Raw genomic sequence first — 15,376 nt, forward strand, 5'->3', positions numbered from 1 at the left:
CGCTCTCCATCAGGGATGGTGAGTGAAGAGCGCTCGGAAGATAAAGGGGAAATCAGTTGCTGGGTTGTTCGTTCAGCAGGGCATCGTGCTGACGCAGACCCAGTTTTTTGGCGTAGAACATCAGGATGATGAGCGACACCACGAAGGTAGCTGTGAGGTTGGAACCCTTGGCACCCATCAGGGCTACCAGACAGAAGACGCAGGCCACACCGGAGAAGATCATGGCGCCGATGCTGCGGGAGGTCATGCCTTCAAAGCGGATCAGGTTAATGCTGGAGTAGAAGTAGGGCAGCATGGTCAGCAGCACCGCATCGGTAGTCAGCACATTGAAGAGGTCGGCAGCGTGAGCGGACTGGGAGGTGAAGGCGGTCAGGCCAATCATCAGAGCAGTCATCTTCAGGGAACCCAGGATCAGACCCTTCTTGGCCACGCCGTTCTTGTCCACTTCGCCGTAGATTTTCGGGAAGTTGCCGTCGTTGGCGGCACGCTTGCCCGCCTCGCCTACCAGCATCATCCAGGAACCGAGCGAGGTGAAGCAGGCCAGAGCGGTGAAGGCAGAAACGAACGGTGCAGACCAGCTACCGAAGATGGCGGAAGAGGCCATGGCAAACGGGGCGCCGGAAGCAGCCACTTCACCGGCCGGGAACATGCCGCTGATCACCTGGGTAGAGAGGATGTAGATAACACCCGCGATACCGGTACCCAGCATGGTGGCGAGCGGTACGGTGCGCTTCGGATTCTTCACCATGCCGGAAGAGACGGCGGCAGATTCAACACCGACGAAGGACCAGAGGCAGATCAGCACGGCGCTGATGACCGCATGCAGGTCGCTGCCACTGGTGGTGTTCCAGTTCTGGCTGTAGACGGCGCTGTCAAAGTGAGTCCAGCCTACCAGAGCGGTACCCACCACCGGCAGCAGGATCAGTACCAGACCCAGAGTACAGAGTCGGCTCACCCAGCTACCGCCAAGCAGGTTGACAAAGGTGAAAATCCAGACGGCGGCGATGGTGGCTGCAGCGGCCGGGATCGGGCTGTTGAGAATGGGGAAGAAGACCGAAAGGTAGGAGACGCCGGTAATGGCGATGGCCAGGTTACCGATCCAGTTGGCGTGGTAGTAGAGCACACCGGTCTGGAAACCGAATACCGGAGAGATTTCACCGGCGTAGGCAATGGGGCCACCCTCTTGCGGGTTCTTGGTAGCGAGGCGGGCGAAAACGAAGGCGAGGCCCATGGCGCCTACCAGACAGATAGCCCAGCTGAATACAGAAATGGAACCTATGTTGGCCAGTGCCGAAGGCAGCAGTGCGATACCGCTCCCCATCATGTTGCCGGCCACTACACCTGTACAGGCGATAAGGCCGATCTTCTTGCTCGTATCTAGGGACATAAGATCTCCGGGTCTTTAAAAAGGTCGGGTCGTCACATACACAGTTGGCACAACGTCCGGCCAACGAATGGGCACAGACTAGGCCTCTCGTCCCCGAAAAACATAAGGAGCAGCTAACGGATAAAAATATGAGGCAACTTTTTTCACCCTCCTCGCTAAATCGATAAAAAACCTTTAAAAACAGTAAATTGATGATGACCAACCGAGCTTTCTTGATAAAACCTTGATATCCGACAGCCCGGTTTTTTCGCCTTGATAACCCCTTTATCTCGCCGTCTTGATATTTTTCCCGCGATAACCCCGGGATAAAGGGGCTCGCACAGAACCTCCCCGCTCTCGCCTACCCTGTCCATCTCATCGACCCGGCCAATCCCATCGCCATAAGCACTATCCGGCATGCACTTCACTCTCTCCTTTCATGGCTGCCGCTCCTCAGATGAAGGTGCATCTGCCTGCTCAATGCACTGTTGGCAACCCGTGCGGCGCCAAGGCCACACACGCTAAAAGACGTAATCGGAAGAAGTTCGCTCCGGCTGGGCATAGCTGGAGGCACGGGAATTCAGGAACGCAGGAATGCAGGAATGCAGGAATGCAGGAAATGGATGATGCGAAGAAACGACTAGAACCAACGGTGTACCCGGCACGGTTCGCCGGAAGATCACCCTGGGTAGCTCACCACGATATGGCTTGCAGATAACCTCTTTCAGGAGTCGCAAGCCTGATGAAAGGCGGCCAGAAACGGCTCAGGCCACCCGAAGGTGGCCTGAGCGAAGGGCCGGATGTCATGCCGGCAGCAACAAAGGGCGCGGAATTAGAAGAGCTTCACCTTGCTCTGACCCAGTGCATCGAACAGCGCCGGGGTGAGGGTCTCCATATTGCTGTAGAAACCGAGCTGCTGGCAGAGCAGATAGGTCTGCTCGGTCGCCTCCATCAGAAAAGCCTGACTGTAGGCGTCCCCCGCCTCTTCCGGACGGCCATCCAGCTCCGCCAGCTTGCCCTGCAGTATGTAATAGAGCACCGAGCGGCCGCGTTTTGCCGCCTGCTCCAGCAGATAGTTGGCCTGCTGCTGCTCGCTGTTGAGCACCGCCTGCAGCGCCAGCGCCTCCCACACCCGGGATGGCAGGGCACCGCCAGTTTGCACCACGCGGGCGAGATGGGTTCCCACCTCCTGCAGCCGCTCGCTCTCGGACTTGCCAGCCAGGGTAGCCAGCACCTCACCGGCCAGATAGCGCTCCGCCAGCAGCAACGGCTGATCAGGCTGGAGCGCCAGCGCCTCCTCCAGCAGCTCGATACCGCGCTTGAGAGCGACCGGATCCCGGCTGTTGGTGTAGTAGTGAGCCTCCATCATCGCCATCAGGGAGGCATCATCGGTGGGCCACCCCATCCCCGGCTCGGCATCCGGCTGGTCGAGGGCGCGCAGCAAATCCTGACTGCTCTCTTGCAGCACGCCGTGCACGTTGTGGCGGCTCAGCTGGTACTGGTGGCTGAACAGCACCCGGTTGGTGTTGATATTGCGGTATTCCAGATCGAGGTAGGTGCCGCGCGGCTGGCGCGAGACCCGCACGCTCAGCTCCTTGCCGGGCATGATGCCCCCCATCAGGGTGGTGGCGCCATACTGCACCCGCAGTGGCGTCGCCGCCGCCACCTCGGCCATCAGGGCGCGAGTGATGCCGTCGGCAAGGCGGACGTTCTCGTTGTTGTCATCCATACCGGAGTGGAAACGGAACACCAGCAGGTTGGGATCCAGCATGGAGTGCACCTGCGGCGCCGTGTGCTGGTAACTGAGCAGGCTGACGATGGCAACCAGAATGACGGCCACGAAGATATCGAAACTCACCATCTTCCAGCGGCTGCGGGCATCCTTGGCATGGTTGGAGATGGCGCGGGTCAGGGGCCCGGCGGGAAAAGGGGCCACATTGGCGAGTGGCTCATCCTCAGCGGGCGGACTGAGATCGGAGAGGGTCGGATTGAGTTGGGAATTGGCAGAGGAGACTGCATGCTCATCGGCAGCGACCAGCTCCTGCTGCGGCCGTACCGGCGCAACCAGCTTGTAGCCACGCTTGGGCACGGTGACGATATAGTCGGTCGCATCGGTGCGACCATCTTTGAGGATCTTGCGCAGTTCGAAGATGGACTGGGTCACTACCTGATCGGTCACCTCGGCGCCATCCCACACCTCGTTGATCAGGGCATCGCGACCAAACACGGTGCCGGCATTGCGGGCCAGAAACCGCAACAGGTTGACCAGCCGGGGTTCGAGGTAGACCTCGCGGTCGGGACGGCAGAGCGTGTTGTCGTCAACGCTCAGGGTCCAGTCATGGATCTCAAAAACCGATTCGCTCATGATTCACTCGCAGCAGATGGAGACAATGCTCGATGAGAGTGACGCAGGACCTGGGCTGACTGAACGGAACGAAGCGCTGTCACGCAAGGGCGACAGAGAAGAAGAGAACCGAAGCAGTAACATCTCTGTGAGCCAGTCTGGCCAGGCCATCCTGTTGACGTCTGAAGGGCATCCTTGCGGGCATTCCGGGCTGAGCCGGAAAAGAGTCACTTTAAGCAAAACGAGAGCCGGATCCCACTTTTTTTGCCGACAAATCACCGATGAGTTGATCCAACAGGGGGTTTGGGGCCTGGGATAAGAGAATAGAGGGCCCATATGGGCAACCTCTCCATAGCCCCTTCCACAACGATGATGAATTGTTGAACTGGATCCGGCTCTCTTCTTATAATCGCCGCACCGTGCCATAACGAAACACAAGGAGGTAAAACATGGTTATCCAAGCGTGCCCGATCATTTCGGCCCGCCTGTTCGGCACATTTGCCTGCTCTTGCCTGCATACCATCGCGCTGCGATAGCGGGTTCGAGCAAAGCCGACTCCCCTCCATACCGAGACCTTTCTCGACTCTGCCGTTGTCGCCAGCGCTCCTGATGACAGGGATTTCCGATCCCGCGATTTAAGAGAGCAAGAGCATGACAACCCTGATGAGTACCCATTCCCTGCAGATGAGTGCGGGGCACCTTCCGTTATTTGACAATCTCGAACTCGGCATCCGCGCAGGCGACAGGCTCGGTCTGATTGGCGCCAACGGCTGCGGCAAGAGCACCCTGCTGGCGCTGCTGGCGGGCGAGCGCACGCCTCAAGCCGGCCGTGTCGTGCAGGCCGCAGCCTGCCGCTGCGAGTTCGTGGCCCAGCAACTACCCGCCGGGCTCTCTACCCTCAGCACCCGCGCCGTGCTGTTTGACGTGCTGGGCAACGACCCCGCCGCCGAATGGCAGGTGGACAAGCTGCTGACCGAGTTGCAGCTGGAAGCTCAGGCCACGCTGCCGGTCAGTGCACTCAGCGGCGGCCAGCACAGCCGACTGCAGATAGGCCGTGCCCTGCTGCGCCAACCCAACCTGCTGCTGCTCGATGAGCCCAGCAACCACCTTGATCTGCCCGCCCTGCTATGGCTCGAGCAGTTTCTGCTGGGCTGGCGCGGCGCCTTCGTGCTGGTCTCCCACGATGGCCGCCTGCTGGATCGGGTCACCGAGCAGACCCTGATCCTGCGCGATGGCGAGCTGCACCGCTTCGCCCTGCCCTGCAGCGAGGCGCGAGCGGCGCTGGCCGCCGAGGATGAGCAGGCCCTCCTGCGCCGGGCTGACGAGCAAAAAGAGATAGACCGCCTGAGCGCCAGCAGCAAACGCCTCGCCATCTGGGGGCGAGAGCATGACAACGAGAAGCTGGTGCGTCAGGCCAAATCCATGGAGAAGCGCATCGCCCGCCTGCAGGAGGAGCAGAGCCAGGTGGCAGCGCTGGCCCCCTGGCGGCTCGAGCTGCGCGGAGTGAGCCTGCCTGCCGACACGCTGCTGCGACTGGAGACCCTCGACGTATCGCCAGCGCCAGCATTGCCGCCGCTGCTGCGCGCCGAAGGACTCTGGCTGCGGGCGGGAGACAAGGTCGCGCTGCTCGGAGCCAACGGCACCGGCAAGTCCTCCCTGCTGCGCCAGTGCTGGCGCGAACTGGCCGCGCAGAGCCCGCAGGCGGGCTGGTACTGCCACCCCGGCGCCAGCATCGCCTATTACGATCAGTCCCTGCAGCAGCTGGCTGACGACGCCGCCCTGAGCGATGCCCTCTACCCGCTGGCTCCTCTGCCGGAGACGACCCGGCGTCAGGCGCTGATCCGGGCGGGCTTCCCTTATGCCCGTCACGGCCAGCAGGTACGTACCTTGAGCGGGGGCGAGCGGGCACGGCTGCTGTTTCTCGCCCTGTCGCTCGGCAGCCACCACATGCTCTGGCTCGACGAGCCCACCAACCACCTGGATCTGGCAGGCAAGGAGGAGCTGGCCGAGGCGATTGCCACCTTCCCGGGCGGCGTGCTGCTTGTCTCCCACGACCGGGAGCTGATCGAGCGCAGCTGCAACCGCTTCTGGCTGATCAGGGACGGGCAGATCCGGGAGGCCCACAGCGCCGAGCGGGCCTATGCCGAACTGCTCGGCGATGCCCCCTTGCCGGCAGCAGACAAGGCAAGCAGGGCCCTCCCCGCAACAGCGCAGGCACTGGCCGACCCCGCCATGGGGAAGGCCCCGGCTGGACAGGCAGATGACGAAGAGGCGCTGCTGGCACGCTGGTATGAACTCGATGCCCTGCTCGCCGCCGATCTGGCCCGCAAGCCCAGACACCAGACCCCGCGCCTGCAGCAGCAGTGGCAGAGCGAGCTGGCGCACCTTGCCGAGCGGCTCGGCTTTGTCTGATGCCAGCATCATCCATCCCGCATTACTCAACTAACGCGGCCAACCCGGGTTGGCCGCAAGGAGTCATCATGACAGCAACACAACCCGACATCAGGCTGGACCCCGTTACCGATGCCGACCTGCCCCACATCTTCCGCGGTCTGTCGGATCCGCGAGTCGTCGCCTACTACGGCGTCAGCTACGACAGCCTGACGGCGTGCCAAGTCCAGATGACGTGGTATGCAGAGTTGACCCGTACCGGCAGTGGCGCCTGGCACCTCATTCGTGACCGGCACACGGGCGAACCACTCGGCGCCATCGGTTACAACGATGCCGACCCGACTCACCAGCGGGCCGAGCTGGGCTACTGGCTCTATCCCGAGCATTGAGGTAAGGGGGTGATGAGTGCGGCGCTGCAACTGTGGCTGCCGCTCAATTACCGCACTACCGACCTGCACCGGCTGCTGGCGGTGGTGGAGGAGCCCAACGTCTCCTCCGCCCGCCTACTGGAGCGGGTGGGTTTTCACTACGAGGGCACGGCGCGGGAGTGTGAACGCAAGGGGGATGACTTCATCTCCCTGCGCCACTACGCCATCTTGCGCAGCGACCTGCCCGCAAGCCGCTGACAGGCAACAACAAGCCCCGCACTGCGGGGCTTTTTCGGGGGCTACTTGATGGCGCAAATATCGTCAGAGGTCAGCAGGCGGCGTCTGCGCCGCCACAGGGAGAAGCAGCCGTAGCCAAGAGTGAGCACTACCGCATAGAGCACCTGAGTGGCGAGCGCCACCAGCACCAGAGCACAGAGCAGCACGCTCACCCCAGCCAGCCCCTTGCCGACCCCACCGAGCAGGCGCCAGCCCGCCGCCATGCAGAGCAGGTAGACCAGCACGAAGTTACCGTTGGCGTAGCGGATCAGCTCATCGAGCGGCAGTCGCAGCCAGATGATCAGGGTGATGCAGAGCAGACAGATGGCGAGCACCAGAGTAAGCGCCCGCAGCGGTGCGCCGCGGGCGGTGAGCACGGCCAGCGAAGCGGGCAGCTTGCCTTCGCGCGCCATGCTCCAGATCAGCCGGGCAAAGCCCTGAATGTAGATGTTGATGCTGGCAAAACAGGAGAGGTAACCGAGCACCGCCACCAACCACTTGGCGGTGGGGCCGAACAGCAGCGCCAGCAGGGAAGGGATAGCAGTGGCGTTTTTCGCCTCATCGCCGTAGAGGCCATATTTGAGCACCACCAGCGAGTGGATCCAGTAGATGAGCCCCGCCAACAATACCCCGCCGAGCAGGGCGATGGGGTAGTCCCGCTCCGGTCGCTTGAACTCCTCCCCCATGTGGGCGAAGGCTTCCAGCCCGACGAAACACCAGAACATCACCGCCAGCGCGGTGGCCATGGCGGGCCACTCGTCCGCGCTCGGCAAGGGCCGCGCTGCGTCACGCCAGCTCACCTCCCCTTTGAACCAGATAAGCAGGGTGAGCCCCAGAATGGCCAGCGCAATCAGCAGTTGCAGATTGCCGGAGGATCGCGCCCCGCGTAGCCCCAGCAGAAAGACCCCGAGCAGGGTCAGCAGCTGGATGGCCCAGAGGGTCCACTCCCCCATCTCGAACAGGGCGTGCCAGAAACCGGCGGCAATCATCAGGGCGGCGGGCAGCCCCACCGGCAGCACTGCCAGAAACAGGAAGGCGGAGAAGCGCTCGGCGCCGTTGCCAAAGGCGAGGCCAATCAGGTGCGGCGCCCCGCCCGCATGGGGATAGCGGCGGCCGAGGCGGGCGAAGGTAAAGGCGATGGGCAACACCAGCGCAATCAGCAGCAACCAGGCCCAGAGCGAGGCCCCGCCCGCCAGCGAGGCGGCGGTCGCCGGCACCACGAAGATCCCGGTGCCGAGCAGCGAGGTGGCGAGCAGCCCCATCCCCTGCCAGAGCCCGAGATCCTTTTTCAACCCAGACATATCCTTTTGTCCCGACTAGAAAAACATCCCGCCATGTTAGGCCTGCCCCGCCCCTTTGTTAAGTACGATGGTTAAGCGCGGTGGCGAAAATATGCAGCCTTTTATTCAGGCTCGGGCTCAGCTTGCAGGGATTCGGCCAGAAAATCCCCCAGCAGGGTGATCTTGAGCACCTGCCGCCGCGCCGCCGGATAGATGAAGTAGAGGGTCTTGGCCGGGCTCTGATAGTTGCCAAGCAGCGGCAGCAGACGTCCCGCAGCGATATGGTCACGCACCTGTTCGGCGGGCTGCAAGGTGATGCCGGCCCCCGACAGCGCCGCCGTCAGCAGCGCCGGCCAGTGGTTGATGCGCAGGCGCGAGGCGACCCGCACCTCCTCGCTCTGGCCATCCTCGCCGACAAACTGCCAGCGCTCGTGCTCGCCCCAGTTGCCGTGCAGACACTGGTGGCGGGCGAGATCGGCCGGATGACGGGGCACGCCGTGACGATTGAGGTAGTCGGGCGCCGCGCAGAGGCGGTAGTGCTGGGTCAGCAGCGAGCGGGCAATCAGCGCCTCATCCTGCGGGCGCAGGGTACGGATGGCGGCGTCAAACCCCTCCTCCACCAGATCGACCCAGCGCGGGGTAAGCTGCAGATCCACCTCCAGCTTGGGATAACGGTCGAGAAAAGCGGGCAACAGCGGCACCAGCCGGTGGTGGCCAAAACTGAGGGGGGCGGTGATGCGCAGCCGTCCGGCCGGCTCGGCCAGCAGATTCTGGGTGAGTGACTCGGTCAGAGCCAGCTCCTCCAGCACCCGCTGGCAGCGAGCGAGAAAGAGCTGGCCCAGCTCGGTCAGGGTCTGCTGGCGGGTGGTCTTGTGAAACAGCTTGCCCCCCAGCCACTGCTCCAGCCCCAGCACATGCTTGCCCACCATCTGGGCGCTGATCCCCTCTTCGCTCGCCACCGCGCTGTAGGAGCCGAGATCCACTACCCGGGTGAAGATACGCATGCTGGTCAGTCGGTCCACAACCCCTCCTTTTTGCCCGTTTCAAGCCCGTTTGGCCCGCGACAAGGGCTCTGATTCACAACCAAAAGTTTAGTAAGAAATGATTTTTAGCCAATTTATCGCACTTTTGGTTACCAATATAGTGGCCAGCAACGCCACCAAACAGGACATATCCCCATGAAAAACACCTATCTGGCCGCCCTGCTGGTCGGTCTGCTGGCCACCGGTGTCAGCCAGGCGGCCGAAAGCAGCTTTATCAGCAACCTCGATCACGCCCCGGCCACAGCAACTCAAGCCCGGCCCGATATCTTCCGGGTCAGCCTGCTCGGTACCGGCACCCCGGTGCCCCAGATCAGCCGCGGCGGCTACAGCACCCTGGTCGAGGCGGGCAACCAGAAGCTGGTGTTCGACTTTGGCCGCAACTCCGCCACCCGCCTGTGGCAGCTGCATATTCCCATCGGCCGGGTCAACGCCTTCTTCCTCACCCACTTCCACTCGGATCACACCAACGGACTGGCGGATCTCTGGCTGACCGGCTGGCTGCAACCGGCCTATGGCCAGCGCCACGCACCGATGGAGCTTTACGGGCCCAAGGGCACCGATGCCCTGGCTCACGGCCTGCAGCAGGCCTACGCCACCGATATCGCTACCCGGGTCAAGGATGAGGGGACGCCGCTCGACGGGGTAAAGATCAACAGCCACGAGGTGACTGCCGGGGTGGTCTACGACCGGGATGGGGTCAAGGTGACCGCCTTTGACAACGACCACGGGGTCAACATCAAGCCGTCGTTTGGCTATCGCATCGACTACCACGGCCACAGCGTGGTGCTCTCCGGCGATACCCGCTACAGCCCGCAGGTGGTGAAAGAGGCCAAAGGGGCGGATCTGCTGGTGCACTGCGTCTCCATGACCTCTGCCGAGCAGATGCAGGCCAACCCGGGTTACAAGGCGATCGCCGGGCACCTCGCCTCCCCCGAGCAGGCCGCCCGCGTTCTGAACGAAGCCAGACCGGCCCTGACCGTGTTCAGCCACATCGGGCTCAACGGCAAGATCACGGTCAAAGATCTGGCGCAAGATCTGCGTGCCCGCTACACAGGGCCGTTCGTCATCGGCAATGACCTGATGCAGATTGACCTGCCCACCACGCCCTCCGGCAAGGGCTACGCCCTCTGGCAGGCGGAGAATATCGACAACAAATAGGTGACATGGATGGCGGTCAGTCATGACCGGCATCCGCAATCGGCACCACAGGGCTATCTTTAAGAGGTGTTTGACCACAAGGAGTTATCTCATGAGTCTGAAATGGAAGCACCTCGCCCTGGCCACCCTCCCCCTGCTCGGCATGTCGGCCGCTCAGGCGGCGCAGTTGACCAGCCTTGAATGGCCACCCTACACCAGTGCCAGCCTGCCTGAACAGGGCAAGACCAGTCAGGTGGTGACCGCAGCCTTTGCCCTGGCCGGCGACCCGCTGACCATCAAGTTCTACCCCTGGCAGCGGGCGGTGGACGAGGCGACCAACAACCCCGAGGTGCTCGGCTACTTCCCCGAGTATCTCGATCCCAAGAGCAGCTGCCTCTTCTCCGATCCCATCGGCCACGGCCCTCTCGGCTTTGCCCAGCGGGCCGATCAGCCGGTGAGCTGGCAGACTCTGGACGACCTCAAGGGCAAGAAGATCGGGGTCGTCACCGGTTACGTCAACACCACCGAGTTTGACCAGAAGGTGGCCAGCAAGGAGCTCTCGGCCGATGCCACCACCTCGGATAGCCAGAACCTGCTCAAGCTGGGCAACGGCCGGCTCGATCTGGCGGTCATCGACCAGAACGTAATGACCTATCTGCTGGAGAGCGATCCCCATCTCAAGGGGGTCGCCGCCAACCTCGCGTTCAACAGCAAGATCCTCGAGGACAAGTCGCTCCACGTCTGCTTTACCAACTCCGCCAAGGGCAAGGAGGCGCGGGACAAATTCAACAAGGCGCTGGCCAGCGACGAGGTGAAGAAGCTGATGAAGTAACGCGCTACGCCGCAAACAGCCATAAAAAAAGCCGCCTCTTGCGAGGCGGCTTTTTCATTCAACAGATTGACCGGCGTTATCAGGCAATCAGCTTGTAGATGATACCGGACATGGCGATCAGGCCGATGATGGTCACGAAGCCGTTGCTGATGTTGCCAGCGTATTTGCGCATGGCCGGAACCTTGGCGATGGCGTACATCGGCATCAGGAACAGCAGCATCGCGATGATGGGGCCGCCCAGATCTTCGATCATGCCGAGGATGCTCGGGTTGATGGTAGCGATGGCCCAGGTGGTCAGGATCATGAAGATCGCGGTCACTTTGTTCAGCTGCTTGACGTCAACGTTCTTGCCCTTTTCACGCAGAGCCTTGGCCATCAGGCCGTTCATGCCCTCTTGCGCACCCAGGTAGTGACCCAGGAAGGATTTGCTGATGGCAACCATGGCGATCAGCGGAGCCACAGTGGCGATAACCGGGTTGTCGAAGTGGTTGGCCAGATAGGACAGGATGGAGATGTTCTGTTCTTTGGCAGCAGCCAGGTCAGCCGGGGAGAGGCTCAGTACGCAGCTGAATACGAAGAACATAACGGTCATCACCATCATGACGTGGGCGCCCAGCAGGATGTTGCTGCACTTCTTCTCGGCGTTCTCACCGTAGCGACCTTTGTTGTCCACCGCGAAGGAGGAGATGATCGGGGAGTGGTTGAAGGAGAACACCATTACCGGGATAGCCAGCCACAGGGTCTTGATGAAGTCGCCGTTGAAGGCATCACCCAGCGCCGGAGCTTCAGTGATGATGGCGCCGTTCCAGTGCGGGATCAGGTAGAGCGCCAGGCCCATCAGGGTGATCACGAACGGGAATACCAGCACGCTCATCGCTTTGACGATAACCTGGCCGCCGAGGCGAACGATCGCCATCAGACCGAGGATCAGCGCCAGAGACAGGATGGCACGGGGAGGTGCAGTCATGCCCAGCTGGTGAACCATCAGGCTCTCGACGGTGTTGGTGATGGCTACTGAATACATCAGCAGGATCGGGTAGATGGCAAAGAAGTAGAGCAGGGTGATGAACTTGCCTGCGGTCTTGCCGAAGTGCTCTTCTACTACTTCGGTGATGTCGCCATCACGGGTAGAACCGGACAGCACGAAGCGGGTCAGGCCACGGTGGGCGAAGAAGGTCAGCGGCAGGGCCAGGATCAGCATGGCAACCAGCGGCCACAGGCCACCTACACCGGCGTTGATCGGCAGGAAGAGCACACCGGCACCGATTGCGGTACCGTACAGGCCCAGCATCCAGACCACATCGGCCTTGTTGATGCCACGAGCGGCGTTGCTGGCTACACGACCATCAGCTGCAATATTCATGTCAGACATAAGTTGTTCCTGTCATCTAGGAAAAATGGGATTCTTGTTCATTCGGGCCTTGGCCCGGTTCCATCTCCCTGGAACGCCTGCTCTTCTTCCCTGTAGCTCTCACGCCCCGGCAATCTGGTCATCACTCCATGTAACAACAAGAATGCAACAAACAACGGCATGAGTTTTTGACTCTGAGGGGGGACACCTGCTCGCCTTAACAACTCGACAACATGCGTCTCTCTCGATGGGGTGACTTTAATTAAATGACCTTATTAATCACAGCGTTTTTTTGAATTAATCAACCAAAGTTTGATTCGAGTCGCCTTTCGGACGACTAAGATCACACTCAAGGCGCCTTGTTGTGAGTTTTTTTTAACATTTAAAATTAGTTTCACTGGATTCAATGAATTTTGATAATTTACATTTTTAAAACAAGCGGCCATTTCCGGGTGGATTGTATGCAACATCCCCTTGGCGTACCCTTGTGATTCACGCCTTTTTGTTGACTCAAGATGACCATAACCCGTACCGATCTCGCCGAACTGGCGGTGTTTGCCGCCGTCGCCCGCCACCGCAGTTTCAGCAAGGCCGCTCTCGAACTCGGCGTCTCCGCCTCCGCCATCAGCCACAGTCTGAAGGGGATGGAGGAGCGACTGGGGGTGCGGTTGCTCAACCGCAGTACCCGGGCCGTGGTGCCGACCGAAGCGGGCCAACGGCTGCTCAAGCAGCTGCTCCCCACCCTCAATACCCTCGAAGAAGCGCTTGCCGAGCTGGCCCGCAACAGCGATGAACCGGTGGGCAGGCTCAAGCTCTGCGCCCCGCGCAATGCCATCGACAGCCTGCTGGCACCGGTGCTCATCGACTATCTGGCCCGTTATCCGCGGATGCAGGTGGAAGTAGTGGAGCAGGAGCTGATGCCGCGCATGATCGAGGATGGCTTCGATGCCGCCCTCTTTTACGGGGATCTGCTGCCCAAGGAGATGATCGCCATTCCGCTCGGGCCGCCACAGCGCTATCTGGTGGTAGGCTCCCCCGCCTATCTGGCGCAAAACGGCACGCCGGAGCACCCGAGCGAGCTGAGCCGCCACGCCTGCATCGGCTATCGCCTCACGCCACACCACCACTACCGCTGGGCCTTTGCCGCCGATGGCAACCTGCTGGAGATAGAGGTAACAGGGCCGCTCACCACCAGTACGCCGGCCCTCTATCTGGGCGCTGCCGAGGCGGGGTTGGGGCTGGCCTACTGCCTTGAGGAGGAGGTGAGCCAGAAGGTTGCAGAGGGGAAACTCATCACGGTGCTGGAGCCATGGAGCCCCACCTTTGCCGGCTTCTATCTCTTCTATCCGAGCCGCCATCAGCTTGGCAGCGGGCTGCGCATCCTGATCGACATGCTCAAGGCGCACTATCAAAACAGCGGATTACTGAGTAACATTCAGCAATTCATCAAGTAGAAACCAGATTATCACCAAAAAAGTATTAATCTAGACTAACTGTTCGATAACCGAGCACATCGAGAGAACAGATATGTCTGCCTACTTCACATTACGGCAACGGGCCATGACCCGTCGCTTCTGGGCCTATGCCCTCCCTTCGATCCTTGCCATGCTGGTGTCCGGTGCCTACTACCTGGTCGATGGCATCTTCGTCGGCCACTATGTGGGGGCGGCCGGTCTTGCCGGCATCAATCTGGTCTACCCGGTCATCATGGTGCTGCTCGGTCTGGCCGCCATGATCAGCATGGGTGCCGCCACCGGCATCTCCTACCAGCAGGGTGCCCGCAACTTCGCACTGGCGCGCAAGACGCTGGTCAATGCCCTCTGGCTGCTGCTGGTGCTCGGTATTACCGCCCCCATCCTGCTCTATTACCTCCACACCGATATCCTGCTGGGGCTCGGCATCGAGCAGGGCACCGAGACCTGGAAGCAGGCGAGTGACTATCTGCTCTGGATTGGCGGCGGTACCCTGCTGCTGGCAAGCAACCTGGCGGTGCCCTATCTGCTGCGCAACGACGGTCGCCCGAAACTGGCCATGGTGCTGGTGAGCAGCGGCGCCGTGCTCAACATCCTGCTCAACTACGTGATGGTGGCCAGACTGGGGCTGGGACTGATCGGTACCGCCCAGGCGACCCTGATGGCGGAAGGGGCAGTGAGCCTGATCGGCCTTGGCTACTTCTTTACCCCCTGGGCCCGACTGCGCCTCGGTTGGCGCGACATGGTGCCGAGCCTGCCCACGGTGCCGAACCTGCTCTTTACCGGTCTGCCGAGCCTGATTGCCCAGTTCAACCTCGGCCTGCTGCTGATGCTGCACAACAGCCAGCTGATGGTGTATGGCAATGTGAAGGATCTCGCCGGCTTTACCGTGGCCGGTTACACCGAGGCGGTCTTTATCGTCATCCTGCAGGGGCTGGCCTTCGGCATTCAGCCGCTCATCAGCAAGGCGGCGGGGGCCAAGCGCAATCGCGACCTCAAGTACCTGATGGAGATGGGGCTCAAGTTCACCTTCATCTACGGCATGCTGGTCTGGATCACCATCCAGCTGCTGCCCCAGCAGGTAGCCATGCTCTATACCGGCGATGACGACCCCGAGCTGCTGGCCGCCGCCGTCAGCAGTCTGCTGCTCAATCTGGGCGCCATTCCGCTGGAGGGGATCATCATGTTCGGCATCGTTCTGCTGCAATCCATGGCCCGTACCCGTCAGGCGCTGGTCATCTCGATTGCCAAGACCTTGCTGCTGCTGCCGCTCATCTTCCTGCTGCCGCTGCTGTGGGGCCGTGATGGGGTGCTGATGGCCCAGCCGGCCACCGTTCTGCTGCTCACCCTGCCGCTCTGCTGGCTGCTGTGGCGTGAATGGCTGCGCCTCAAGCGCGCCTGCGCCCCCACAACCAAGCGCCGCGCCAAGCCGGTCAGGGCCGACGGGGCCATTCAGCTGGCTCGCTAAATTCTGCCCAAACCCTGCCTGCAATCGGCATAAAAAAACCGGCATCCC

Annotated in this window: 11 protein-coding genes and 1 pseudogene; 6 read left to right on the forward strand and 6 right to left on the reverse strand. The window is 61.5% G+C overall.

Going from position 1 to position 15,376, the window contains the following annotated elements:
* Nucleotides 1-52 precede the first annotated feature (52 nt).
* From cadB to cadC, 3 genes are all read right to left on the reverse strand, one after another.
* Nucleotides 53-1,387 (reverse strand): cadaverine/lysine antiporter, encoded by a 1,335-nt coding sequence (gene cadB, locus AAHA39_RS05625; RefSeq protein ID WP_041208134.1) that lies wholly within the window; start codon nt 1,385-1,387, stop codon nt 53-55.
* Nucleotides 1,388-1,542: 155 nt separating this feature from the next.
* Nucleotides 1,543-1,785 (reverse strand): hypothetical protein, encoded by a 243-nt coding sequence (locus AAHA39_RS05630; protein ID WP_320656588.1) that lies wholly within the window; start codon nt 1,783-1,785, stop codon nt 1,543-1,545.
* A gap of 413 nt (nt 1,786-2,198) precedes the next feature.
* Entirely contained in the window at nt 2,199-3,731 is a 1,533-nt protein-coding gene (gene cadC / locus AAHA39_RS05635) for a lysine decarboxylation/transport transcriptional activator CadC (RefSeq protein ID WP_320656587.1), read from the reverse strand.
* A 630-nt stretch (nt 3,732-4,361) separates the two neighbouring features.
* On the opposite strand from cadC, the gene AAHA39_RS05640 reads away from it, so the two are divergent.
* Entirely contained in the window at nt 4,362-6,122 is a 1,761-nt protein-coding gene (locus AAHA39_RS05640) for an ABC-F family ATP-binding cassette domain-containing protein (protein ID WP_320656586.1), read from the forward strand.
* Nucleotides 6,123-6,190: 68 nt separating this feature from the next.
* A pseudogene (locus AAHA39_RS05645) lies at nt 6,191-6,727 on the forward strand (GNAT family N-acetyltransferase).
* 41 nt (nt 6,728-6,768) lie between these two features.
* On the opposite strand, the gene yjeH reads toward AAHA39_RS05645, so the two are convergent.
* Complete coding sequence (gene yjeH, locus AAHA39_RS05650; RefSeq protein ID WP_320656585.1) at nt 6,769-8,046, reverse strand: L-methionine/branched-chain amino acid transporter; 1,278 nt, start codon at nt 8,044-8,046, stop codon at nt 6,769-6,771.
* A 101-nt stretch (nt 8,047-8,147) separates the two neighbouring features.
* A complete protein-coding gene (locus AAHA39_RS05655; RefSeq protein ID WP_320656584.1) occupies nt 8,148-9,047 on the reverse strand; it encodes a LysR family transcriptional regulator in 900 nt (299 codons plus the stop codon).
* Nucleotides 9,048-9,203: 156 nt separating this feature from the next.
* Between AAHA39_RS05655 and AAHA39_RS05660 the strand changes: the two genes are divergently transcribed.
* Both AAHA39_RS05660 and AAHA39_RS05665 read left to right on the forward strand, forming a co-directional pair.
* Nucleotides 9,204-10,226, forward strand: a complete 1,023-nt coding sequence (locus tag AAHA39_RS05660) for an MBL fold metallo-hydrolase (RefSeq protein ID WP_320656583.1) — start codon at nt 9,204-9,206, stop codon at nt 10,224-10,226.
* A 91-nt stretch (nt 10,227-10,317) separates the two neighbouring features.
* Entirely contained in the window at nt 10,318-11,037 is a 720-nt protein-coding gene (locus AAHA39_RS05665) for a substrate-binding periplasmic protein (protein ID WP_320656582.1), read from the forward strand.
* A gap of 79 nt (nt 11,038-11,116) precedes the next feature.
* Here the strand turns inward: AAHA39_RS05665 and AAHA39_RS05670 are convergent, their stop codons facing one another.
* Nucleotides 11,117-12,409, reverse strand: coding sequence for an HAAAP family serine/threonine permease (locus tag AAHA39_RS05670; RefSeq protein ID WP_041208124.1), 1,293 nt, complete (start codon nt 12,407-12,409; stop codon nt 11,117-11,119).
* A gap of 494 nt (nt 12,410-12,903) precedes the next feature.
* On the opposite strand from AAHA39_RS05670, the gene AAHA39_RS05675 reads away from it, so the two are divergent.
* Both AAHA39_RS05675 and AAHA39_RS05680 read left to right on the forward strand, forming a co-directional pair.
* Nucleotides 12,904-13,842, forward strand: coding sequence for a LysR family transcriptional regulator (locus AAHA39_RS05675; protein WP_320657297.1), 939 nt, complete (start codon nt 12,904-12,906; stop codon nt 13,840-13,842).
* A gap of 73 nt (nt 13,843-13,915) precedes the next feature.
* Nucleotides 13,916-15,328: an MATE family efflux transporter gene (locus AAHA39_RS05680; RefSeq protein WP_320657296.1), complete on the forward strand. Its 1,413-nt coding sequence runs from the start codon at nt 13,916-13,918 to the stop codon at nt 15,326-15,328.
* The last annotated feature ends 48 nt before the right edge of the window (nt 15,329-15,376 follow it).

The organism is Aeromonas sp. SE22, assembly GCF_038739755.1.
Taxonomy (GTDB): Bacteria; Pseudomonadota; Gammaproteobacteria; order Enterobacterales; family Aeromonadaceae; genus Aeromonas; species Aeromonas jandaei.